This is a genomic window from Prauserella cavernicola (assembly GCF_016595675.1).
GTDB lineage: Bacteria > Actinomycetota > Actinomycetes > Mycobacteriales > Pseudonocardiaceae > Prauserella_A > Prauserella_A cavernicola.
This window is the reverse complement of the sequence record NZ_JAENJH010000001.1, coordinates 460,136-481,165: the sequence shown is the minus strand read 5'-3', so window position 1 is coordinate 481,165 and position 21,030 is coordinate 460,136. Positions and strand designations below refer to the sequence as shown.

Here is a 21,030-nt window from a genome sequence, read left to right as displayed (position 1 = left end):
AATGGGGAGGAGCGCGGTGATGAGCGGCTACAGCGGCCGTGGTGTGCACGGGCAGGTGGTGGCCACGCTCGGTGCGCGCATCGTGTCGGGCGAGCTCGGCAGGGGAGACGTGATCGACCTGAGCGCCCTCGGCCGCGACCTGGACGTCAGCATGACGGCCCTGCGCGAGGCGATGAAGGTGCTCGCCGCGAAGGGGCTGGTCGAGGCGCGGCAGAAGCGCGGCACCTACGTGCGCGACCGCGAGCACTGGAACCTGCTCGACAGCGACGTGATCCACTGGCGTTCCCAGGCCGGAGACACCGCCGCGGTGCTGCGCGACCTCGCTGAGGTGCGTGCCGTGGTCGAACCGGCCGTCGCGTCGATGGCGGCGCTGCGCCGCGACGACGAGGACCTGGCCGAACTGGACGCCGCGCTCGCGGAGATGACCGACGCCGTGGGAGCGCACGCGGAGGTCGCCGCCGACCTGCGCTGGCACCGCGCCATGCTGCGGGCCACGCACAACGAGATGCTCGCCAGGATGGACGTCTTCATCGAGCCCGCACTGCGCCTGCGCGACGCGCTCGTGCACGAGGCCGCCGCCGACGATCCCGTGCCGAGCCACGCCGTGGTCGTCGAGGCCGTGCGCAGGCGTGACCCCGAGGCCGCCGCCGCGGCGGTGACCTCGTTGCTGGACAAGGCCACCCAGGACGCCGACGGCGTGCTGGGCACTGGGCACCCGCAAGAGAAAGAAGCAGTCACCGAGTGAAGATCACCTCCGTAGAGACGTTCCTGGTGCCGCCGAGGTGGCTGTTCTGCCGGATCGCCACCGACGAGGGCATCGTCGGCTGGGGCGAGCCCGTGGTCGAGGGCAGGGCCGAGACCGTGCGCGCCGCCGTGGACGAGCTGTCCGACCTGCTCGTGGGACAGGACCCGCGCCGGGTCGAGGACCTGTGGCAGCTCATGACCAAGGCCGCGTTCTATCGCGGCGGTCCGGTGCTCTCCAGCGCCGTGGCCGGGCTCGACCAGGCACTGTGGGACATCCTCGGCAAGTCGCTGGGCGCGCCCGTGCACCAGTTGCTCGGCGGCGCCGTGCGCGACGAGGTGCGGGTCTACGGCTGGATCGGCGGCGACGAGCCCTCGGCCGTCGCCGACGCCGCGGCCCAGCAGGTGGAGAGCGGCCTCACCGCCGTGAAGATGAACGGCTCCGGCCGCATCGGGCGCATGCCCACCCGCCAGGAGGTCGACGGTGTCGTCGCGCGGCTGGCCGCCGTGCGCGAGGTGCTCGGCGACTCCCGGGACGTGGCCGTGGACTTCCACGGCCGCTTCGGCGTCGCCGCCGCGCGCCGCGTCATCCCCGAGCTCGCCCCGCTGCACCCGCTGTTCGTGGAGGAGCCGGTGCTGCCCGAGTACACGCACCGCCTCGGTGACGTGGTGGAGGCCAGCGCCGTGCCCATCGCGTGCGGCGAGCGCCTGTACTCCCGCACCGAGTTCCTGCCCGCGTTGCAGGCCGGGATCGCCGTGGCGCAGCCGGACCTTTCGCATGCGGGCGGGATCTCCGAGGTCCGCCGCATCGCCTCGCTCGCCGAGACCTTCGACGCGCTGCTCGCCCCGCACTGTCCACTCGGGCCGATCGCGCTCGCGTCGAGCCTGCAGGTGGCGTTCGCGACCCCGAACTTCCTGATCCAGGAACAGAGCATCGGCATCCACTACAACACCGACGCGGAACTGCTCGACTACGTACTCGACCGCGCGCCGTTCGCCTTCCCCGACGGCGCCATCCGCCGCTGGGACGCCCCCGGGCTCGGCGTGGACATCGACGAGGACGCCGTGCGCGCGGCCGACCGGCGAGGCCACCGGTGGCGCAACCCCGTGTGGCGGCACGACGACGGCTCGTTCGCCGAGTGGTGAGGAGAGAACCCATGGACCTGACCGAAATCCTGACCGAGAACCGGCTGATGGCGATCATCCGCGGCAGCGACCCGGCGGCGTGCGAGCGCACCGCCGAGGTGCTCGTCGAGTCGGGCGTGACACTGCTGGAGGTCTCGCTCACCTCAGCCGACGCCGTCGGCGTGCTCACCCGCGTCTGCGCGAAACTCGGGTCGGCCGCCCACATCGGCGCGGGCACTGTGCTCAGCGCCGACGACGCCAAGGCCACCCGCGACGCGGGCGCCACGTTCGCCGTCACCCCCGCACTCGGTGAGGGCGTGGACGTCGCACTGGAACTGGGCCTGCCCGTGCTCGCGGGCGCGATGACGCCCACCGAGGTGCTCGCCGCCCACCGCGCCGGTGCCACGGCGGTGAAGCTGTTCCCCGCCGGCAGCCTCGGACCCGGCTACGTCAAGGCGCTCGGCGACCCGTTCCCCGGCCTGGGCCTCGTGCCCGTCGGCGGCGTGGGTCTGGCCGACGTGCCGGAGTACCTGAAGGCGGGCGCGCTCGCGGTCGGCGTCGGCAGCCCGCTGGGCGGCGACGCACCCCACGGCGGCGACCTCGACGCACTGCGCGAGCGCGCGGTCCGGTTCGTGGCTGCCGCCCGTGCCTGAGGTCGTGACCCTCGGCGAGACGATGGTGTCGCTGCGCGCCGCGGGACTGGTGCGGCTGGGCACGACGTTCCACTCGTCCATCGCCGGAGCGGAGTCCACCGTCGCGATCGGACTGAGCAGGCTCGGCCACTCCGTGCGCTGGGTCGGCCGGGTCGGCGCCGACGAGACCGGTGACCTGGTGGTGCGCACGCTGCGCGCCGAGGGCGTCGACGTGTCCACAGTGGAACGTGACGGGTCCGCGCCGACCGGGCTGATCCTGTTCGAACAGCGGCTGCCCGACGTCACCAGGGTGCGCTACTACCGTGCCGGTTCGGCCGGGTCCCGGCTGAGCGCGGCCGACGTCGCGCTGGGCGAGGACACGCGGCTGGTGCACCTCACCGGCATCACCCCGGCGCTCGGCGACGGCCCGCGCGAGGCCGTCGAGGCGGCGCTGGCGCAGGCCCGCGAACGCGGTGCCACCGTGTCCCTCGACGTCAACCACCGCGCGAAGCTGTGGCCCGCCGAGCAGGCATCGGCGGCGCTCACGCCGATCGCCCGCGGCGCCGACGTGGTGATCGGCTCCGCCGACGAGCTCGAGCTCGTCGGCGGCACGCGCGCCCTGCTCGACGCGGGCGTGCGCGAGGTGGTCACCAAGCTCGGCGCCGACGGCGCCGCCGTGACCACGGCCGACGGTGAGCAGCGGGCGCCCGGACACCGCGTGCCCGTCGTGGACTCGGTCGGCGCGGGCGACGCCTTCACCGCCGGCTACCTCTCCGCACTGCTCGACGGACTCGACCCGGCCGCACGGCTGGAACGCGGCAACAGGGCCGGTGCCTTCGCCGTCGCCACTTCCGGCGACTGGGAGGGCCTGCCGACGAGGAGCGAACTGGAACTGCTGGCACTCGGCGAAGGAGCGGCACTGCGATGAGCGGCGAGACGACCGGCGACTGGACGGCGTGGCCCGGCGAACGGTTCGCACTCGGCGAGGGACTGCGCCTGATCGGCGACCGGCTGATCATGGTCGACATCCTCACCGGACGGCTGCTCGAACTGCCCGAGCACGGCGAACCCCGCGTACTGCTGCAGCTCGACGAACCGCTGGGCGCGGTGTCACCGCTGCCCGGTGGCGGCTGGCTCGCCGCGGCGGGCACCGGCATCGCCGTGCTCGGCGACTCCGGCGTGCAGCGCTGGCTCGCGCGTCCCGAGGACGGCGCCGCCACCCCGATGCGCATGAACGACGCCGTGGCCGACCCGCACGGCCGGTTCTGGGCGGGGTCGATGGCCTACGACAACACCCCGGGCGCGGGCTCGCTCTACCGCGTCGATCCGGACGGGACGGTCACGCGCGCCCTCGGCGGGCTCACCGTGCCCAACGGCCCCGCGTTCGACGCCGAGGGCACCACGATGTACCTCGCCGACAGCGCCAGGGGCGTGATCCACCGGTTCGCCGTCGACCCCGCGAGCGGGCAACTGGGGGAGCGCACCGAGTTCGCGACCGTCGAGCACGGCAGCCCGGACGGCATGACGGTGGACGCCGACGGTCACCTGTGGTCGGCGATCTGGGGCGCGGGCCGCGTCCACCGCTACTCGCCGGACGGCGAGCTCGCACGCGTGGTGGAGGTTCCCGCCACGCAGCCCACGAGCGTGTGCGTGCTGGGCGAGCGGCTCGTGCTCACCTCCGCGACGGTCGGTCTCGGCTCGCCCGGCGAGTTCGACGGCGCGGTGCTCACCACGACGCTCTGAGCCCAGCGCGTCCGCGCCGTGTGCGAACGTGTGCGGATCGCGGTGGATTCCGTGCGCGCCAGCGGGTTTCGGCCTGGACACAGACCCGCTCGGAGCCTCGATGTGGTGCGGTTCCTGTGCGATCCTGTGCTGTGAACCGAGTGGAGGGACCACACACCACCATGCTGGCGAGCCAACGGCGAACGCGGATCCTCGAGGAAGTCAGGCGCAGCGGAGCCGTGCGGGTGAGCGCGCTGGTGGCCCACCTCGGTGTCTCGGACATGACCATCCGCCGCGACCTCGAGGCCCTCGCGCAGGAAGGCCAGCTGCAGAAGGTGCACGGCGGCGCCGTGCTGCCCGGCGGGCGCAGCACCGAGGAACCTGGTTTCGCCGCCAAGTCCAACCGGCAGAACGCCGAGAAGGAGGCCATCGCCGCCGCCGCGCTGCGGCTCGTCGAACCAGGCATGGCACTCGGGATCTCGGGCGGCACCACCACGTGGACGTTCGCGCGGCTGCTGCGCGACGTCGCCGACATCACGGTGGTCACCAACTCGGTCCAGGTCGCCGATCTGTTCTCCGGCCATCCCCGGCCCGACCAGACCGTGGTCCTCACCGGCGGGATCCGCACGCCGTCCGAGGCGCTCGTCGGCCCGTTCGCGGTCGCCGCGATCCGCTCGGTCAACCTGGACCTGATGTTTCTCGGCGTGCACGGAATGGACCTGCGCAGCGGCTACACCACCCCGAACCTCGTGGAGGCCGAGACCGACCGCGCGTTCGTCGACGCGTCGCGGCGGTTCGTGGTCCTGGCCGACCACACCAAGTACGGCGTGCTCGGGATCAGCACCATCGCGGGCATCGAGGCCGCCGACGTGCTCATCACCGACTCGGGGCTCGAGGACGAGTACCGGGCGGGCCTGCGCGAGCGCGTCGGCGAGCTGATCGTGGTGGACCCCGACGTGACCGAGAACGGCACGGGGGCCCACCACTAGCTAACGGCGCTGCACGGTCGCCAGCCAGCGTTGCACCGTCACCACCAGCAACAGGATCGTCCCGCTGATCACGGCCTGCCAGTTCGAGTTCAGCGACCCGACCTGGTTGATCACGTTGCGGATCACCTGCAACAGCAGCACTCCCACCAGCGTGCCGAGCACCGTGCCCGCGCCACCGGTGAGCAGCGTGCCGCCGAGCACGACCGCCGAGATCACCTCGAGCTCCATGCCGACGCCGAGCACGGTCACCCCCGACGACGTGTACGACGCCATCAGCAGCCCGCCCATCCCGGCCAGCAACCCGGACACCGTGTAGGCGATCACCTTGGTCCGCAGCACCGGCAGGCCCATCAGGTCGGCCGCGTCCTCCTGCCCGCCCACCGCGAGCACGGTGGCCCCGTAGGACGTGCGGTGCAGCACCAGACCGCCGAGCGCGAACGCCGCCAGCACGAGCCACACCGGGTAGCCGATGCCGAAGAGCTCACCCTGCGCGAGCTCACGGAACGCCGAGTCCGGTGGCACCTTGTACGTCGTCGAGCCCTCGTCGCTGATGAGCAGCAGCAGCCCGCGCGCGAACAGCAGCCCCGCGAGCGTCACGATGAAGGCGGGCAACCCGCCGCGCGCGATCACCAGGCCCTGCACCAGACCGACGAGCCCGCACACGCCGAGCGGCAACAGGATCGCCGCCCACGTGCCGTGCTGGGAGCCCCACGCCGCGAGCACGCCCCCGAGCGCGAACACCGAGCCCACCGAGAGGTCGATGCCGCCGGACATGATCACGAACGTCATGCCCAGCGCCACGATCGCGAGGAACGACGCCTGCAGCGCGATGTTCGACAGGTTTCCCGCCGTGCCGAACGTGTCGAACGAGAACGTCGCGGCCACGACCGCGACCACGAGGATCACCAGGGCGCCCTGGCGTTGCGCGAGCCCGGCCAGCCGGGCCTTCGGGCTCGCCGGGGCCGACTCCTCCCGCCGCACGGTGGTCGTCATCGTCGTGCCCTCCTGCGTCCCAGCTGCACGTACACCGCCGCGACGACGATCACCGCCTGCGCGATCTGCGCCGTCGAGTCGGGGATGTCGTGGAAGATCAGCGTCGCGGTGATCAGCTGCATCAACAGCGCGCCCGCGATCGTGCCCATGATGCGCACCTGCCCGCCCGACAGCGGGGTCCCGCCGATCACCACCGCGGTGATCGCCGAAAGCTCCACGAGCAGGCCGATCTTGGTGGGATCGCTGGCCTGTGAACGTGCGGCGAGCAGCACCCCCGCGAGCGCCGCCAGCAGCCCGCACACGACGTAGGTGGTGATGAGAACGCGCCGCACCGGCAGGCCCGCGAGTTCGGCGGCGCGCTTGTTGCCGCCGATGGCCACCAGCTGACGCCCGTAGGTCGAACGCCGCACCAGGAACCACACCAGCGCCGCCACGGCCGCCGCGATCAGCACCACGTAGGGAATGCCGAACACGGTGCCGGAGCCGAGCTCGACGAATCCGGGATCGCGGATGCTCTTGATCTCGCCGCCGAAGAGGTTCGCGAGCCCGCGGCCCGCCACCATGATGCCCAGCGTCGCGATGATCGGTTGCACCCCGACCTTGCCGACCAGCACCCCGGCCAGCAGTCCGCACAGCGCGCCCGCGAGCACCGAGATCCCGAGCGCGAACCCGGTTCCGTAGCCGATGTAGAGCGGGACCAGCGCCGCCGCGATCGCCATCACCGCGCCCACGGAGAGGTCGATGCCCTCGGTGCCGATCACCAGCGCCATCCCGAGCGCGACGATGAGCACCGGCGTCACCTGGATCAACTGCAGTCGCAGTGTGTTCTCGCTGACGAAGTTGTCCGTGGCCACCACGTTGATCAGCACCAGCAGGGCCAGCGCCACATAGACGCCGTTGCGGCGGATCCAGTCGGCGTCGGGGCGCCTGCCCGCGCGCGGCTCCGGCGGCGCGGCGGTGTCCCGCGTGCCCTCACTCATCGACCTGCTCCGTCCGCTCCGCGCCACCCGCGAGCGCGGCGAGCAGCTCCCGCGTGGTCTTGTGCTCCCCGGTGAGCTCGCGCGCGACGGAGCCGTCGTGCAGCACCAGGATCCGGTCTGCGCCCTCCACCAGCTCGTCCAGCTCGCTCGAGATCAGCACCACGGCGAGCCCGTGCCCGGCCAGGTCGTCGATCAGCGCCTGCACCTCGGCCTTGGCGCCCACGTCGATGCCGCGCGTCGGCTCGTCGAGCAGGAACACCTTGGGCTCGGTGCACAACCAGCGCGCCATGAGCACCTTCTGCTGGTTGCCGCCCGAGAGCTCCCGCACCTTCTGCGCCGGGCTCGCGGCCTTGATCCGCAGCCGGTCGATGAACGTGTCCACCAGCGCGTCGATGCGCCGTTCCGACACCAGCCCGCCGCGCGAGAACTTCGGCAGCACCGCCAGCGCGATGTTGTCGCGCACCGACAGGTCCGGCACGATGCCCTCCGCCTTGCGGTCCTCCGACAGCAACGCGATCCCCGCGCGCAGGGCGTGGCGCACCGAGTTGGCCCGCACCACCCGGCCGCCGACCCGCACCGAACCAGCACGCACCGGCAGGGCGCCGTACACGGCCTTGACGGTCTCGCTGCGACCGGAACCGAGCAGGCCCCCGAGCCCGACGACCTCGCCCGGCCGCACACTCAGGCCCACGTCCCGCAGCCGGTGCCGCACGTCTACGCCGCTGACCGCGAGCACCGGCTCACCGGACTGGCGGTGCGTGTCACCGAACCCGGTCGCGCCCTCGCGGACCACCTCGGTGACCTCGCGGCCCAGCATCGTGGCCACCAGGCTCACCCGGTCGAGTCCGGCCATCGGTCCCGTGTGGACGTGGCTGCCGTCGCGCAGCACCGTGACCCGGTCGCACAGCTCCCACAGCTCGTCGAGCCGGTGTGACACGAACACCAGCCCGACCCCGCGCTCGCGCAGGGTGCGGGCCACGCCGAACAACGTGGTCACCTCGCGCGACTCCAGCGACGACGTCGGCTCGTCCATGATCACCACCCGGGACTCCACCGACATCGCCCTGGCCAGCGCCACCATCTGCTGCACACCGAGACCGAGCCTGCCCAGATCGGCCGTCACGTCCACGTCGACGCCGAGCGAGCCGACCAGCTCCGCGGCCGCCCGGTTCATCGCCGCGGTGTCGATCAGCCCGAGCCGGGTGCGGGGTTCGCGGCCGAGGAACACGTTGCGCGCCACCGACAGCAGCGGCACCAGGTTGATCTCCTGGTACACCGTGGAGATCCCGGCCCGCTGGGCGTCGGCGGGCCGGTAGAAGGCCACCTCGTCCCCGGCGAAGCGGATCGTGCCCGCGTCGGGCCGGTGCACACCGGTCAGCAGCTTGATGAGCGTGGACTTGCCGGCACCGTTCTCGCCGACCAGCGCGTGGATCTCGCCGGGGCGCAGCGCGAAGTCCACCGCCCGCAGCGCGCGCACGGGACCGAAGGACTTGCTCAGCCCCTCGGTCTCGAGCACGGGCGCGGTACCGGCGGGCGACGGTCGCGCCGTGCCGGCAGGGGTCGCCGTCACGTCCGTCTCCTAGAAGGCCTTGCCGAGGTTGGCCTCGGCGTTGTCCCGGTTGTACTCGTCGTCCGAGATGATCACGTCCTCCGCGATCTCCTCACCCGCGTAGAACTTCTGCGCCGTGTCGAACGCGAGCGGACCGAAGCGGGGATTGGACTCGATCACGGCGTTGATCTGGCCGTCGACGATCGCCTGCACGGCGTTGCGGGTGCCGTCGATCGAGACGATCTTGACGTCCTCACCCGGCTGCAGACCCGCCGCCTGTACCGCGGTGACCGCGCCGAGCGCCATCTCGTCGTTGTGCGCGTAGATCGCGGAGATGTCCGGGTTGGACTGCAGCAGCTGCTCGGCCACGGCCTGGCCCTCGTCGCGGGCGAAGTTGGCGGTCTGCTCGGCCACGATCTCCAGGCCCGGGTACTCCGCCTGCACCTGCTCCTTGAAGCCGGCGTTGCGGTCGTCGGTGACGTTGTTGCCCGACGCCCCGAGCAGCACCGCGACCTTCGCCTCGCCCTCGGTGACGGTGTTCAGCGCGTCGGCCGCCCGCTTGCCCTGGTCGCGGAAGTCGGAGCCGAGGAAGGCGACGTAGTCCTCGCAGTGCGTGTTGGTGACCTTGCGGTCGACGGTCAGCACCGGCACACCGGCGTTCTTGGCCGCGGTGAGTGCCGGGTCGAGCCCGTCGGAGTTCACCGGAGCCACGATCAGGAAGTCGGCGCCCTGGCTGAGCATGTTCTGGATGTCGGCGATCTGCTTGGGCAGCTCGTTGTTGGCGTTGGTGACGAGCAGGTCCTTGACCCCGGCCTCGGTGGCGGCGTCGCGGATCGACTTGGTCTCGGCGGCACGGAACGCCGCGGTGTCGGGTTCCGACTGCGAGAAGCCGACCACGGCGTCGGTCAGGTCCAGCTTCTCGGCGCCGTAGGCCTCGAGCGTGCAGCCCTCGCCGGAGCTCTCCTTCACGACCTGGTCGTCACCGCCGCCCTGCGCGGAGGGACTGGACCCCGACTGATCGTCGCCGGGGTTGGTGCACCCGGCGAGTGCCGCGCCGAGCACGGCGGCGGAGGCGAGCACGCGCCACGAGCGCGGGAAAGACGAGCGTGTCATGAGAACTCCTTTGTTCACCCAGGCCCCAACCGGAACAATCAACCAGGATCAAACAGTTTCGCGCAAGATTCGAATCATCAAGGAACAGCAACAACCGGATGTCAATCGGCGCCTCCCAGCACGGTCAGCCGAACGCCGACGGCGGGACTCCCGGCCCCTGAGACCTCACGAGGCGTGGGCGCGCGCAACCGGTGCCACCGCCCATCCCGTTCGGCCCACCCGGTGGAGGCGCGGCCACCGCCCGTCCCGTCGTCGCACTGGCCCTGCCCGTCAACACGCACGTCCACGCCGGGGGCCGCGTGGCGGTGGTCGTACCGGCTCGGCGCGAGGTCCCGGGGGCCTCGGGCGAGACCGAAGAACACGCCGTCCCCGCGAGCGCCACCCGAGAACGAGCGCGGCTCCACCGCCACGGCCACGTCGTCGGACGTCCCCGCGACCGGAGCGGCGAGCACCGCCGCGGACGACGGGTCCGCACCCGCTACCCGTCGCCGGGTGGCCGGCAGGGTCAGCGGCACGCCGACGGTGAACAGGCGACGCGGCGGAGAACGCATCCTGGCACTCCGGGTGGGGTGGGGGAGGGAGATCCCTGGGCGGGCCCGCGTGCGGCCCCGCCCAGGGAGTCGATCACTCGCCTGCGGTGGCGAGTTCGGCGATCTCGTCCTCGGAGAGCGCCCTGTCGAACACGCGCACGTCGTCGACGTCGCCGCGCAGGTGGTCGACCTCGTTACCGCCGTACTGGGCACGGCCGATCACGGTGTTGCCCGTGGACTCCGCCGCGCCGCAGGCGCCCTGCTCGTCGACCTTCTCGCCGTCGACGAACAGCTCCACCGTGCCTGCCTGCGCGTCGCGCACGCCGGTGAGGTGGTACCAGCGGCCCGGTTCCGGCTTCTCGGGCGAGAGGGTCCGCAGACCCACGAAGCTCATCGCCCAGCGCTCGTCCTGCCCGGAGTACTGCAGGAAGAACGCGCTGTTGGCGCCGGTGTCCTGGCTGACGACGGTCTGGAACCCGTCGCCCGCCTCGTCGAGCTTCGCCCACGCCGACACCGAGTAGCTGCCCGCCGTGTCGACCAGCGGGGCACCGGAGTCGGCCTCGCCGTCACCCGCGAACGACAGTCCACCCTCGTGCACACCGGTGGTCCACTCGGCACCGGTGAGCTCGGCATCGGCGCCTCCGACCGAGTCCGCCGCCGTGGTGCCCTCGCCCTCGTTGAACTTGTAGGCGTTGACCCCCGCCAGCCCGGGTGTGCCGGGACCGGGATCGGTTCCGCCTCCACCGGTGCCGTCGGCCTCACGGATGATCTGCTCGTTGATCTTCCTGACCTGCTCGAAGTCCATCTTCTCCACCTGCCGGTCGTAGGTGAAGAAGCCGTTGACCTCGTGCTCGACGTCGGTGATCTGCGTGTAGATCGCGCCGCTGACCGCACAGTTGCGGGCCGCCGCGAGCACCTCCCGCTGGTTCTCGACGTAGGCCTCGGTCAGGCTCTCCGAGTCGGGCCGCATCTCGTAGGCATGGCCCTCTCCGAACCACATGTGGTCCTCGACCTCGAGCCCGTACCCGCCGTGCTCGCCGTCGATCGAGACCCGCGTGTCGTCCGGCACCGGCGTGGCCGGCCCGGGATAGGCGTGCCAGTCGATCACGTCGCCCTTGCCCGAGTCGCCCAGCGAGTCACAGCAATTGACCCCGCTGTGCGCGTTGACCAACCGGGTCGGGTCCTGTTCCTTGACCTCGTCGGCGATGCGGCCGGTGGCCTCCTGCGACCACTCGCCCCAGCCCTCGTTGAAGGGCACCCAGCCGATGATCGAGGTCCAGTTCTTCTTCTGCTCCACGAGCTCCTGCAGCTCGCTCTCGAACTGGTCCTGCGCGTCGGCGGGCGGACGCCCTCCGGTCTTCATCGAGGGCATGTCCTGCCACACGAGCAACCCGAGCTTGTCGGCGTGGTAGTACCACCGGTCCGGTTCGGTCTTGATGTGCTTGCGCACCGTGTTGAACCCGAGCACCTTGTGCTGCTCGAGATCGAACCGCAACGCCTCGTCGGTCGGCGCCGTGAAGATGCCGTCCGGCCAGTAGCCCTGGTCCAGAGTGGACATCAGGAACGTGATCTCGCCGTTGAGCGTGATCCGCTGCCTGCCGTCCTCGCCCTCGACCATGCCGATCTCGCGCATGCCGAAGTACGACGACACCCGGTCCACCACGCGGCCCCGGTCCTTGAGCACGACGTCGAGGTCGTAGAGGAACGGTGAGTCCGGCGACCACAGCTTGGCGTCGGGTACCGGGACCTCCAGCGGCGCGTCGGCGTCGCCGCTGGTGCGGCTGACCCGGCGCTTGCCGTCCTTGACCGTGGCCTCGACGGTGAGCCTGCCGTCCTCGCCGCCCGAGTGGACGGTGAGCCCGAGCGTGCCGGAGTCGATGTCGGGTTCCATGCCCAGCGTCTCGACGTGCGAGCGCGCGACCGGCTCCATCCACACCGTCTGCCAGATGCCCGAGGCGCCCTCGTAGAAGATGCCGCGGTCCGGGACGTTGCGCTGCTTGCCGACCGGTTGCCACGTCGCGTCGGTGCGGTCCTCGACACCGACCACGATCTCCTGCTCGCCCTTTCCGTCCAGCGCGTCGGTGACGTCGGCGCTGAAGGCCCCGAAGCCGCCTTGATGGTTGGCGACCTCCTGGCCGTTGACCCAGACCGTGGCCTTGTAGTCGATGGCGCCGAAGTTGATCCGCAGATCCTTGTGCTTGCCCACCTGCCAGTTGCGCGGCACCTCGAACGTGCGGCGGTACCACATGTAGTCCTCGTGCCGCTGGATGCCGGACAGTGCGGACTCGGTGGGGTAGGGGACGAGGATCCGTTCGTCGAGCTGCTCACCGAACGGTGGTTGCTCGCCCTCGCTGGCGCCCGCGAACTCCCAGACTCCGTTGAGGTTCTGCCAGTCCTTGCGGGTCAGCTGCGGTCGTGGGTATTCGGGCAGGGCGTTGTCCGGCGAGACGTCCTCGGTCCAGGGAGTGACGAGCCTCGGTTCGCCGGGCTGCCAGTCCGTCGACGTCTGGGCCTGTGCGGGCGGGGACGCGACCGCCGCCAGCAGCAGCGCCGAGAGTGCTGCGGTGAGCAGCGATTTCGGGGCACCGCTTCCGCGTCTTCGAGTCAGTGGTGCGAGTGGGAGCACAGTCGAACACCCTTTCTCGGGGGGACTCGCCGGCGTCGTCGCCGACGACACAACGTCCGGGGCACCGTGGTTCACGCGGATCACACCCCGGTGTGAAGCAGTTCACACAGTTTGTGGAGTGGTGTCAACAGTTGCAACCAGACTCGCGCAAGGTTCAACACCAACCGCCCAATCCGGTCGGAACCAGGCGCACTCTGCGTGTCGGTTATCGGACATTCAGCGCATGATCATGCGCTCGTTTGCTCGTCGCCGCGACGCGTAACGCTCTGGCATGCTGACTGTTCGTTTTTGTTGCTTCGTGATTGAATGCGCCGCACGTTCGCTCGTCTCATGCGCCGCAGGCCCGAGGAGCAGTGACCCGTGAAGAGGACGATCACCACGCTGGCCGACGGCCGCGAGCTGCTGTACTTCGACACCGACGACGCGGCCGTGCACCCGCAGCGCGACCCCCGGACGCTGCCCGCGGTGAGCACCACCTCGCAGCTGCGGCTCGACCCGCTGCTCGACGAGTGGGTGATGATGGCCGCCCATCGGCAGAACCGCACGTTCCAGCCACCCGTGGAGAGCTGCCCGCTGTGCCCGTCCAGCGCGGGCAACCAGACCGAGATCCCGTCTCCCGGCTACACGGTGGCGATCTTCGAGAACCGGTTCCCGAGCCTGTCCACCGCGGCCGTCCCGCCCGAGGCAGACGTCGACCACCCGCTGGTACCCGTACGGCCGGGCTTCGGCCGCTGCGAGGTCGTCTGCTTCACCAGCGACCACCACGCGCGCTTCGCCGACCTGAGCACGGAGCAGGCCACGCTCGTCGTGGACGCGTGGGCCGACCGCACCGCCGAACTGTCCACCCTGGACGGTGTCGAGCAGGTGTTCTGCTTCGAGAGCAGGGGAGCCGAGATCGGCGTGACGCTGGGGCACCCGCACGGCCAGATCTACGCCTACCCGTTCGTCACCCCGAGGACGCGCCGGATGTTCGAGGTCGCCCGCGCACACCGTGAGCGCACGGGACGCGACCTGCACGCCGACATCCTCGCCGCCGAGCGCGCGGCGGGCGTGCGGATGCTCGCCGAGACCGAGCACTGGGTCGCGTTCGTCCCGGCCGCGGCCCGGTGGCCGGTCGAAGTTCATCTCTACCCGCTACGCCGTGTCCGGTCCATTCCGGAGCTGACCGCGGCCGAGCGGTCCGACTTCGCGGCTCTGTACCTGGATGTGCTGCGGCGCTTCGACCGGCTCTACGACGCGCCGCTGCCCTACATCGCGGCGTGGCACCAGGGCCCGGTCGCCGACGAGCAGGAGCTGGGCTACCTGCACCTGCAGCTGTTCTCCGTGCGGCGCACGGCGGACAAGCTCAAGTACCTCGCCGGCTCGGAGTCCGGGATGGACGCCTTCATCACCGACGCGCTGCCCGAGGACATCGCCCGCAGGCTGCGCGAGATCTGAATCCGCCTCCCGCTCAGGTGGCCAGATCCAGCCAGTCCCCGACAGCAAGCACGTGTGCGCGCCGTCCGGCGACAGCACGGAACTCCTTCTCCGGGGCGGACACCTCGACGTAGCCCGCGACCTTGTCCGGCTGCTCGGCCTCATAGTGCATGGGCACCGCGTAGCGGGCGTCGAGGATCTCCGCGGCCGCGGCGGCCTGCCCCGGGTCCATCGCGGCGGGCAGCGGGCTCGGCGGCTGCAGGTGCGGCGCGTCGACCACCGCGCCGTTGGCGGGCAGCAACGCCGCGTCGAGGGGGCCGAACCGGCGCGCGATCAGCCACCAGTAGCCGTGGAACATCGTGTCGCCGCCGTGGAAGACCCGCTGCCCGTCGGCCTGCACCACCCAGTTCAGCTGCGGGTCGCCCAGCCCGTCCACGGCGGGAATCGCGGTGACGCGGAACGGCCCGACATCGCGGGTCGCCCAGTCGGCCACGACGTCGGCGGCCAGTCCGTGCACGGCCAGCTCGCGCTCGGCGGGCAGCGTCGTCACGTTGTCCACTTCGTCGCCGTGGCCGGGCGCGGGCCGCAGCACCGGCGCCCCCGGTGCCAGCACGTCCGCGAGCGCGGACGCGTCGGTGTGGTCCCGGTGCAGGTGGGTGAGCAGCGCGGCGGTGGCCTTCCCGCTCGGTGCCACCAGCCCCTCGCCGGGCTTCCATCCCGGGAACAGTGGTGAGAGGTCCCGTACAAAGTCGATCACCAGTCGCTCGCCACCTGCTTCGAGCTCCAGTCCGGCCCAGCCCAGCCGTCGCACCCGCATCTCGCACTCCTTCGCCTCGGTGGTCGTGGCGAAGTTAGCGTACGTGCGTTCGCTAAATCAATAGCGAACGCACGTACGCTATTCTCGTCACATGTCACCACGACGCTCCGCGGCCGACGCGCAGCTCACCCGGGGCCGCATTCTCGGCCGGGCCGCCGAGATCGCCTCCGAGGAAGGCCTGGAGGGCATCACCATCGGCCGGCTCGCCGAGGAGCTGGAGATGAGCAAGTCCGGGGTGCACAAGCACTTCGGCACCAAGGAGGCCCTGCAGATCTCCACGCTGGACAAGGCGTTCGTGGACTTCTGGCACCGGGTGGTCGAGCCCGCGCTGGCAGACCCGCCGGGCCTGCGGCGGCTGCGCGCGGTGTGCGACAACTCCGTGGGCTACCTGGAGGCGCCGCTGCTGCCCGGTGGCTGCCTGATGACCGCGGCGCTGTCCGAATACGACGGCCGTCCCGGCCGGGTTCGCGACGTGGTGGCCGAGGTGTGGTCGCGCTGGCGGGAGCGGCTGCGGGCGGATCTGGTCGTAGCGGTTCAGAACGGTGAACTGCCCGCCGGGTTCGACGTCGACCAGGCGCTGTTCGAGATCGTCGCCGCCGGGCTGGCGCTGAACGCGGCCATGCAGCTCGAGCACGACCGGACGGCCGCCCGTCGGGCTCGCCGTGCGATCGACCGGGCACTCGCTCAAGCCTGAGCCCGCTCCTTGCCGCTCGTTGGCTAAGTGTATTAGCTTGAAAGCTAGAAGCACTAGCCAAGGAGTGTCATGACCACAACCGGCACCCGGTACCTCGACCGGGAGGGCGGGCGTATCGCCTACGACGACACCGAGGGAGACGGTCCGGTGGTGCTGTGTGCGCCGGGACTCGGCGACACCCGCTCCGCCTACCGGCACCTGCGGCCGTTGCTGACGGCCAGGGGATACCGCGTCGTTACCACCGACCTGCGTGGTGGTGGCGAGTCCGCTGCCACGTTCAGCGACTACACGACCCCGGCCGTCGCCGACGACCTCGCGGCGCTGGCCGCGGAACTCGACGCCGGTCCCGTCCTCCTGGTCGCCAACTCCTACAGCGCGGGCGCGTCGTTCGTCGCCGCCGCACGAGCGCCGGAGCTGATCGCCGGACTCGTGCTCACGGCGCCGTTCGCGCGGCGGCAACCCCCGCCGTCGGCGACGGTCAGACTCGCCATGTTCGCCATCGGCCGGGCCACGTGGGCCTGGCTCGCCTACTGGTCGAGGCTGTTCCCCACCCACAAGCCCGCCGATTTCACCGAGGCGAAGCGCGCGCTCGGCGCCAGCCTGCGCAGGCCGGGACACCTGGCCGCGCTGCGCGCGATGCTCGCCGCCGACCACGCCCCCGGCGAGGCCGCCGCGCCGCGGGTTCGCTGCCCGGTTCGGGTGGTGATGGGCACGGCCGACCCGGACTTCTCCGATCCCGCGGCGGAGGCGTCCGCCGTCGCCGGACTGGTCGCCGACGGCGACGTGGTGCTCATCGAGGGCTGTGGGCACTATCCGGCCGCCGAGTTCCCCGAGGCCACGGCCGCGGCAGTGACGCCGGTGCTCGAGCGGGTGTTCGCCTGATGCCGCGCGCGGGACTGTCGGCGACGCACATCGTCACCGAGGCGGCCGGGATCGCCGACACCGACGGCATCGAGGCGGTGTCACTGGCCCGGCTCGCCGGTCAGCTCGGGGTGCGGGTGCCCTCGCTCTACAAGCACATCGACGGACTGGCGGACCTGCGCACGCGGCTGGCCGTCACCGGAGTGCGCGGCCTCACCGAGGCGGTGGCGGCCGCGACCGTCGGACGCGCCGGCAGGGACGCGCTGCTGGCCTGCTGCCGGGCCTACCGCGACTACGCCCACCGGCACCCCGGCCGCTACGCCGCCATCCAACGGCCGCCCGATCCGCACTCGCCCGCCGACCAGGAATACCGCGAGCACACCGACGCGCTGCTCGCGCTCGTGCTCACCGTGCTGCGCGGCTACGACCTGGACGGCGACGACGCGGTCCACGCCGCGCGCGTCCTGCGCAGCACCCTGCACGGCTTCGTCGCGCTCGAGCAACTCGGCGGCTTCGGACTGCCCGCCGATCTGGAGACCAGCTTCGACCGCGCCGTCGACACCATCGACGCCGGACTTCACGCCCCGCGCGGAAAGGACACGCCATGACCCGCGCCGGCTGGACCGTGCTCGGTCTGTTCCTGCTCGCCTTCGCCGCGTTCGAGGCGATCAAGTACGGCGGCTGGGCCGTTCCGCTCGGACTGGCCGGGCTTATCGGCCCCGACTCGGCACTGCTGCTGGGCATCGGGCAGCGGACCGAACCGGGGCAGCTCGCGCCCCGTGCGGTACCCGTCTACAACGCGCTGCACCACTGGCTGCCTCCCGTGGTGCTGCTGGTGTTCTCCCTCGTCGCGCCGGTCAGTCACGCGACGCTGGTGCTGATGTTCACGCCCGCGCTCGCCTGGCTGGCGCACCTCGCCCTCGACCGCGCGCTCGGCTACGGCCTGCGCACCCGCGACGGGTGGCAGTGCGCGGCCCGGCCGGTCAGCTCCGCCGCGCGACCGTGACGATCTCGGGGCTCGCCACGGTGAGCGGGTTCCGGGACCAGTCGCCGAACCGCCGCTCGACAGCGAACCCGGCCTCGGCGAGCAGATCCGACAGCGCCGGGGCGGAGACGAACCGGAGGCTGCTCCGGCTCACCCTCGGCCGGTCCCACTCCGCGCTCGTGAACGTCTCCGTGAAGTGGACGAGCTCGCCCCGCACCGGGGTCTCGACCCGGTGCTCCACGCGAACGAGGGTGCCGTCCGGGCCGCGGACCTCGACGGCGGCGTCCGGGTTCCAGCGCAACCAGGGCCTGGCGAGCGGGTTGCGGGTCTCGAACGCGAACACGCCTCCGGGCACGAGCGCGCGGTGCACCGCCCGCAGTGAGGCGAGGATCTCCGCGTCGGTCAGCAGTACCTGGAACGCGTGTCCGGTCATGACGGCGAGTTCGAACTCCGCGTGCCACGACACCGACGCGAGCTCGCCCAGGACCCAGCGCACCCCGGGATCCCGGCGCGCCACGGCGAGCATGCCCGGCGCGGGGTCGAGCCCGCACAGCGTTCCATCGTGGCCCCGGGTCCTGGCGCGGCGAAGCAGCCTGCCAGTCCCGCACCCGATGTCGAGCACCGTCGGGGCGGCGAGCACCAGCGGGAGGTAGAAGTCGTCGGCGGGTCCCCACGGGTTGAGGGCGTCGTAGTACGCGGCGAGCTCACCGTCGGTGAACGCGAGGTCGGCCATGGGCCCAGTCTGGCAGGCCGGCGCGGACGAAACCGTGGTCAGAGCGCCGAGAACAGGCCCGATGTGGGCGTAGAATTCCGGGCCGGGGCACCTGTCGGCAGCCGCGACGCCCGCGGCGGGCCACAGCGACGAACGCGCGCGGCAGAACGGGGACCCACGTGTCGGTCCAGCGGCGAGGGGTGACCGGGGAGGCGCACCATCGCGGGCTGCTGACGCTGGCGGAGGTCGTCGCCCGGCAGCAACGTGAGCTCGAGCGGCTGCGCGACCACCGGGCCGCCCGCGAGATCCGGTGCCTGGCCGAGGGAGTCCTGATCGAACAGTTGCACTGCACACCTGCCGAGGCCGCCGAACACCTCGACGAGCTCGCGCAGCGCACCGGCGTCGGCACCGTGGAGCTGGCGGCCGATCTCATCGGGCAGCGAGAGTCCTCGCTGCCCGGGACGAGTTCGGTCGCGCCCGGCGTCGTGAGTACCATCACCGAGCTCGCGGGCGAGCGCCGCGAGCTCGGTGACGCGCTGGTGGCGCAGGTGCTGCACCTCGCCGGGGCGGCCGCGGCCGCACTGTGGGAGCTCCAGCCCGACGGTGCCCTGGAGTTCGTCGCCGGGTCGGGGCTCAGCGCACTCGAGACGAGCCGCTGGCGCCGCATCCCGCCGCAGCTGGACTCCTTCACCCAGCGGGTCGCGCGTCAGGGCGAACCGGTGTGGCGCTCTGGAGCGCCCGACCCGACCGAGCACCCGCTGAGCCCCTGGCCCGGCGGTGCCCGCGCCGTGCTGCCCGTGCGGGGGTCCGCCGCGCTGCTCGGGGTGCTCGAGGTCGTCTGGTCCGCCGAGGACCACGTGGTGCCGCCGAACGTGCGGCGCACGCTCACGACACTGGCCGACGTCACCGCGCACGTGCTCGTGTCGTGCCCCGGCAGGGGCAGAGACGGCGGTCCCGTACCGTCGGAACGCCCGGAGAACCGCTGGCTCGGCGCCGTACTCGACAGCGGGCTGCTCGTGCAGCCGCTGCGTGACGAGACCGGCGAGGTCGAGGACTTCGAGATCACCCACGTCGCCGCCGGTTTCACCGACCCGTCCGGACGCACGAGTGCACAGCTCGTCGGGCGCGGTCTGGTGCGCAGCTACCCGCTGCTCGCCGTGCACGGGATCGTCGAGCGGGTGGCCGAGGTGCTGCGCACCGGGGTGCCGAGCAGGCTCGGCCGCATCCCGTCCAGCGCCACGGGTGAGGCCGCCGGCCCCGGTGAGGTGACGGTGCGCCTGGTGCCGTTCCTCGACGGTGTGCTCATCGACTGGCGTGCCGACCACGACTCCGGCCGGATCTCCGCACTGCTGGGCGACATCCAGCGCATCGGCAGGCTCGGCGGCTGGGAGCACAGCGTCGTCACCGGCGAGACGACGTGGACGGACGAGACCTTCGCGTTGTTCGGCCGTCCGAGGTCGGCGGGCGCGCCGCACTGGTCCCAGCTCGCGACGTGGGTCCATCCCGACGACGCGGCGGCGCTGCGGAACTTCCAGGCCATGCTGCTCGAGCGGCACGCCGCGACGGTGATGTTCCGGTTGCTCAGGGGCGACGGGACGATCCGCCGGATCAGGGCGCACGGCGAGCCGGTCGTCGCCGACACGGGCGCACTCGTGTCCGTGCGGGGGATCTACCAGGACCTCTCCGCGCAGTACCGCAGCGAGATCGCGCTGGAGGTGACGCGGGACCAGCTCGCCGACAGTGAGCAACGGTCGAGGCAGCAGTACCGCGTCGTCCGGGCGCTGCAGCACGCGATCATGCCAGCGGTCGCCGAGCCGGTGCAGGTCGCCGGGCTCGACATCGCCGTGCGATACCGGCCCGCCGAGTCCGAGCACGCGGTGGGCGGCGACTGGTACGACGTCGTGCCGTTGCCCCGGGAGCGGGCACTGCTGGTGATCGGTGACGTCGCCGGACACGGCGTCGGCGCGGCGGAGGGCATGGTGGCACTACGCAACGCGCTGCGTGGTCTGGCGAGCACCGGCGCGGGTCCCGGGCAGCTGCTGTCGTGGCTCAACGGCACGACGTTGCGCGGGTCCGGTTGCGTCAACGCCACCGTGCTGTGCGGGCTCTACGACCCGCGCTCGGCGGAGTTTCGCTGGGCTCGCGCGGGGCACCTGCCGCCGGTGCTCGTTCGCGACGGCCGCGGGCAGGCGCTGCCGCTGCCGCGCGGGATCCTGCTCGGCGCCGACTTCTCCGCGGTGTTCGACGAGACCACCACCGCGCTGCGTCCCGGCGACACACTCGTGCTCTACACCGACGGGCTCATCGAACGACGAGGCGTGCTCCTCGACGAGAGCGTCGAGGAGCTCGCCCGCGCCGCGGCCGACGGCGGTGACGTCGAGCAGCTCAGCGACCGCCTGCTCACCCACACCACCACCGACACCGACGACGACACGTGCCTGATCGTGATGCGGGTTCCCGGCGGGCCGCGCCACCAGGAACGCGAATCCACTCCGTGATAGAACAGGCTCGGGAAGTCGTGCGGCAGGGGCATCGACTTCACGCG

20 protein-coding genes are annotated in these 21,030 nt (G+C 71.8%); 12 read left to right on the top strand and 8 right to left on the bottom strand.

Annotated features, from left to right (window positions below; all coding sequences use genetic code 11):
* Nucleotides 1–19: 19 nt before the first annotated feature.
* The 6 genes from JHE00_RS02315 (at nt 20) to JHE00_RS02290 (ending at nt 5,209) form a co-directional block, all read left to right on the top strand.
* The gene (locus JHE00_RS02315; RefSeq protein ID WP_200314236.1) at nt 20–745 is read left to right on the top strand and encodes a FadR/GntR family transcriptional regulator; all 726 of its coding nucleotides are present in this window, start codon (nt 20–22) and stop codon (nt 743–745) included.
* Nucleotides 742–1,887: a galactonate dehydratase gene (gene dgoD / locus JHE00_RS02310; protein WP_200314234.1), complete on the top strand. Its 1,146-nt coding sequence runs from the start codon at nt 742–744 to the stop codon at nt 1,885–1,887. Before JHE00_RS02315 ends, dgoD begins: the two co-directional genes overlap by 4 nt.
* Before the next feature lie 11 nt (nt 1,888–1,898).
* Nucleotides 1,899–2,519, top strand: coding sequence for a bifunctional 4-hydroxy-2-oxoglutarate aldolase/2-dehydro-3-deoxy-phosphogluconate aldolase (locus JHE00_RS02305; RefSeq protein WP_200314232.1), 621 nt, complete (start codon nt 1,899–1,901; stop codon nt 2,517–2,519).
* On the top strand, nt 2,512–3,426 hold the full coding sequence (locus JHE00_RS02300; protein WP_200314230.1) for a sugar kinase: 915 nt from the start codon (nt 2,512–2,514) through the stop codon (nt 3,424–3,426). The genes JHE00_RS02305 and JHE00_RS02300 overlap by 8 nt, the downstream gene beginning before the upstream one ends.
* Nucleotides 3,423–4,241: an SMP-30/gluconolactonase/LRE family protein gene (locus JHE00_RS02295; protein ID WP_200314227.1), complete on the top strand. Its 819-nt coding sequence runs from the start codon at nt 3,423–3,425 to the stop codon at nt 4,239–4,241. The genes JHE00_RS02300 and JHE00_RS02295 overlap by 4 nt, the downstream gene beginning before the upstream one ends.
* A 161-nt stretch (nt 4,242–4,402) precedes the next feature.
* Nucleotides 4,403–5,209: a DeoR/GlpR family DNA-binding transcription regulator gene (locus JHE00_RS02290; protein WP_200315771.1), complete on the top strand. Its 807-nt coding sequence runs from the start codon at nt 4,403–4,405 to the stop codon at nt 5,207–5,209.
* Here JHE00_RS02290 and JHE00_RS02285 read toward each other — a convergent pair whose 3' ends face one another.
* From JHE00_RS02285 to JHE00_RS02260, 6 genes are all read right to left on the bottom strand, one after another.
* The gene (locus JHE00_RS02285) at nt 5,210–6,202 is read right to left on the bottom strand and encodes an ABC transporter permease (RefSeq protein WP_200314225.1); all 993 of its coding nucleotides are present in this window, start codon (nt 6,200–6,202) and stop codon (nt 5,210–5,212) included.
* Complete coding sequence (locus JHE00_RS02280) at nt 6,199–7,182, bottom strand: ABC transporter permease (protein WP_200314223.1); 984 nt, start codon at nt 7,180–7,182, stop codon at nt 6,199–6,201. Before JHE00_RS02280 ends, JHE00_RS02285 begins: the two co-directional genes overlap by 4 nt.
* On the bottom strand, nt 7,175–8,752 hold the full coding sequence (locus JHE00_RS02275) for a sugar ABC transporter ATP-binding protein (RefSeq protein WP_200314222.1): 1,578 nt from the start codon (nt 8,750–8,752) through the stop codon (nt 7,175–7,177). The genes JHE00_RS02280 and JHE00_RS02275 overlap by 8 nt, the downstream gene beginning before the upstream one ends.
* A 9-nt stretch (nt 8,753–8,761) precedes the next feature.
* A complete protein-coding gene (locus tag JHE00_RS02270) occupies nt 8,762–9,844 on the bottom strand; it encodes an ABC transporter substrate-binding protein (RefSeq protein WP_200314220.1) in 1,083 nt (360 codons plus the stop codon).
* A 101-nt stretch (nt 9,845–9,945) separates the two neighbouring features.
* On the bottom strand, nt 9,946–10,395 hold the full coding sequence (locus tag JHE00_RS02265) for a hypothetical protein (protein ID WP_200314218.1): 450 nt from the start codon (nt 10,393–10,395) through the stop codon (nt 9,946–9,948).
* Nucleotides 10,396–10,468: 73 nt separating this feature from the next.
* A complete protein-coding gene (locus tag JHE00_RS02260; RefSeq protein WP_307831779.1) occupies nt 10,469–13,000 on the bottom strand; it encodes a LamG-like jellyroll fold domain-containing protein in 2,532 nt (843 codons plus the stop codon).
* A 360-nt stretch (nt 13,001–13,360) separates the two neighbouring features.
* Between JHE00_RS02260 and galT the strand changes: the two genes are divergently transcribed.
* Nucleotides 13,361–14,437: a galactose-1-phosphate uridylyltransferase gene (gene galT / locus JHE00_RS02255; RefSeq protein ID WP_200314215.1), complete on the top strand. Its 1,077-nt coding sequence runs from the start codon at nt 13,361–13,363 to the stop codon at nt 14,435–14,437.
* A 13-nt stretch (nt 14,438–14,450) separates the two neighbouring features.
* Here galT and JHE00_RS02250 read toward each other — a convergent pair whose 3' ends face one another.
* The gene (locus JHE00_RS02250) at nt 14,451–15,233 is read right to left on the bottom strand and encodes an MBL fold metallo-hydrolase (RefSeq protein WP_200314213.1); all 783 of its coding nucleotides are present in this window, start codon (nt 15,231–15,233) and stop codon (nt 14,451–14,453) included.
* A 91-nt stretch (nt 15,234–15,324) separates the two neighbouring features.
* Here JHE00_RS02250 and JHE00_RS02245 point away from each other — a divergent pair, with 91 nt between their 5' ends.
* The 4 genes from JHE00_RS02245 to JHE00_RS02230 all read left to right on the top strand — a co-directional run bounded on the left by JHE00_RS02245 (nt 15,325) and on the right by JHE00_RS02230 (nt 17,794).
* Nucleotides 15,325–15,927 carry a TetR/AcrR family transcriptional regulator gene (locus JHE00_RS02245; protein WP_200314211.1) on the top strand — a complete coding sequence of 201 codons (603 nt, stop codon included), beginning with the start codon at nt 15,325–15,327 and terminating at the stop codon, nt 15,925–15,927.
* Between the two features lie 69 nt (nt 15,928–15,996).
* The gene (locus JHE00_RS02240; RefSeq protein WP_200314209.1) at nt 15,997–16,809 is read left to right on the top strand and encodes an alpha/beta fold hydrolase; all 813 of its coding nucleotides are present in this window, start codon (nt 15,997–15,999) and stop codon (nt 16,807–16,809) included.
* Nucleotides 16,809–17,396, top strand: a complete 588-nt coding sequence (locus JHE00_RS02235; RefSeq protein ID WP_200314207.1) for a TetR/AcrR family transcriptional regulator — start codon at nt 16,809–16,811, stop codon at nt 17,394–17,396. The genes JHE00_RS02240 and JHE00_RS02235 overlap by 1 nt, the downstream gene beginning before the upstream one ends.
* Nucleotides 17,393–17,794 (top strand): DUF4260 family protein, encoded by a 402-nt coding sequence (locus JHE00_RS02230; protein WP_200314205.1) that lies wholly within the window; start codon nt 17,393–17,395, stop codon nt 17,792–17,794. The genes JHE00_RS02235 and JHE00_RS02230 overlap by 4 nt, the downstream gene beginning before the upstream one ends.
* On the opposite strand, the gene JHE00_RS02225 is transcribed toward JHE00_RS02230, so the two are convergent.
* Nucleotides 17,772–18,506 carry a class I SAM-dependent methyltransferase gene (locus JHE00_RS02225; RefSeq protein ID WP_200314203.1) on the bottom strand — a complete coding sequence of 245 codons (735 nt, stop codon included), beginning with the start codon at nt 18,504–18,506 and terminating at the stop codon, nt 17,772–17,774. The genes JHE00_RS02230 and JHE00_RS02225 overlap by 23 nt on opposite strands.
* A gap of 179 nt (nt 18,507–18,685) precedes the next feature.
* On the opposite strand from JHE00_RS02225, the gene JHE00_RS02220 reads away from it, so the two are divergent.
* Nucleotides 18,686–20,983 (top strand): SpoIIE family protein phosphatase, encoded by a 2,298-nt coding sequence (locus tag JHE00_RS02220; RefSeq protein WP_200314201.1) that lies wholly within the window; start codon nt 18,686–18,688, stop codon nt 20,981–20,983.
* Nucleotides 20,984–21,030 lie beyond the last annotated feature (47 nt).

Bases quoted from the DNA above. Each gene is read 5' to 3' on its own strand.
- JHE00_RS02315 (WP_200314236.1), top strand. From the start codon at position 20: ATGAGCGGCTACAGCGGCCGTGGTGTGCACGGGCAGGTGGTGGCCACG.
- JHE00_RS02305 (WP_200314232.1), top strand. From the start codon at position 1,899: ATGGACCTGACCGAAATCCTGACCGAGAACCGGCTGATGGCGATCATC.
- JHE00_RS02295 (WP_200314227.1), top strand. From the start codon at position 3,423: ATGAGCGGCGAGACGACCGGCGACTGGACGGCGTGGCCCGGCGAACGG.
- JHE00_RS02290 (WP_200315771.1), top strand. From the start codon at position 4,403: ATGCTGGCGAGCCAACGGCGAACGCGGATCCTCGAGGAAGTCAGGCGC.
- JHE00_RS02285 (WP_200314225.1), bottom strand. From the start codon at position 6,202: ATGACGACCACCGTGCGGCGGGAGGAGTCGGCCCCGGCGAGCCCGAAG.
- JHE00_RS02280 (WP_200314223.1), bottom strand. From the start codon at position 7,182: ATGAGTGAGGGCACGCGGGACACCGCCGCGCCGCCGGAGCCGCGCGCG.
- JHE00_RS02270 (WP_200314220.1), bottom strand. From the start codon at position 9,844: ATGACACGCTCGTCTTTCCCGCGCTCGTGGCGCGTGCTCGCCTCCGCC.
- JHE00_RS02265 (WP_200314218.1), bottom strand. From the start codon at position 10,395: ATGCGTTCTCCGCCGCGTCGCCTGTTCACCGTCGGCGTGCCGCTGACC.
- JHE00_RS02250 (WP_200314213.1), bottom strand. From the start codon at position 15,233: ATGCGGGTGCGACGGCTGGGCTGGGCCGGACTGGAGCTCGAAGCAGGT.
- JHE00_RS02245 (WP_200314211.1), top strand. From the start codon at position 15,325: ATGTCACCACGACGCTCCGCGGCCGACGCGCAGCTCACCCGGGGCCGC.
- JHE00_RS02240 (WP_200314209.1), top strand. From the start codon at position 15,997: ATGACCACAACCGGCACCCGGTACCTCGACCGGGAGGGCGGGCGTATC.
- JHE00_RS02235 (WP_200314207.1), top strand. From the start codon at position 16,809: ATGCCGCGCGCGGGACTGTCGGCGACGCACATCGTCACCGAGGCGGCC.
- JHE00_RS02230 (WP_200314205.1), top strand. From the start codon at position 17,393: ATGACCCGCGCCGGCTGGACCGTGCTCGGTCTGTTCCTGCTCGCCTTC.
- JHE00_RS02225 (WP_200314203.1), bottom strand. From the start codon at position 18,506: ATGGCCGACCTCGCGTTCACCGACGGTGAGCTCGCCGCGTACTACGAC.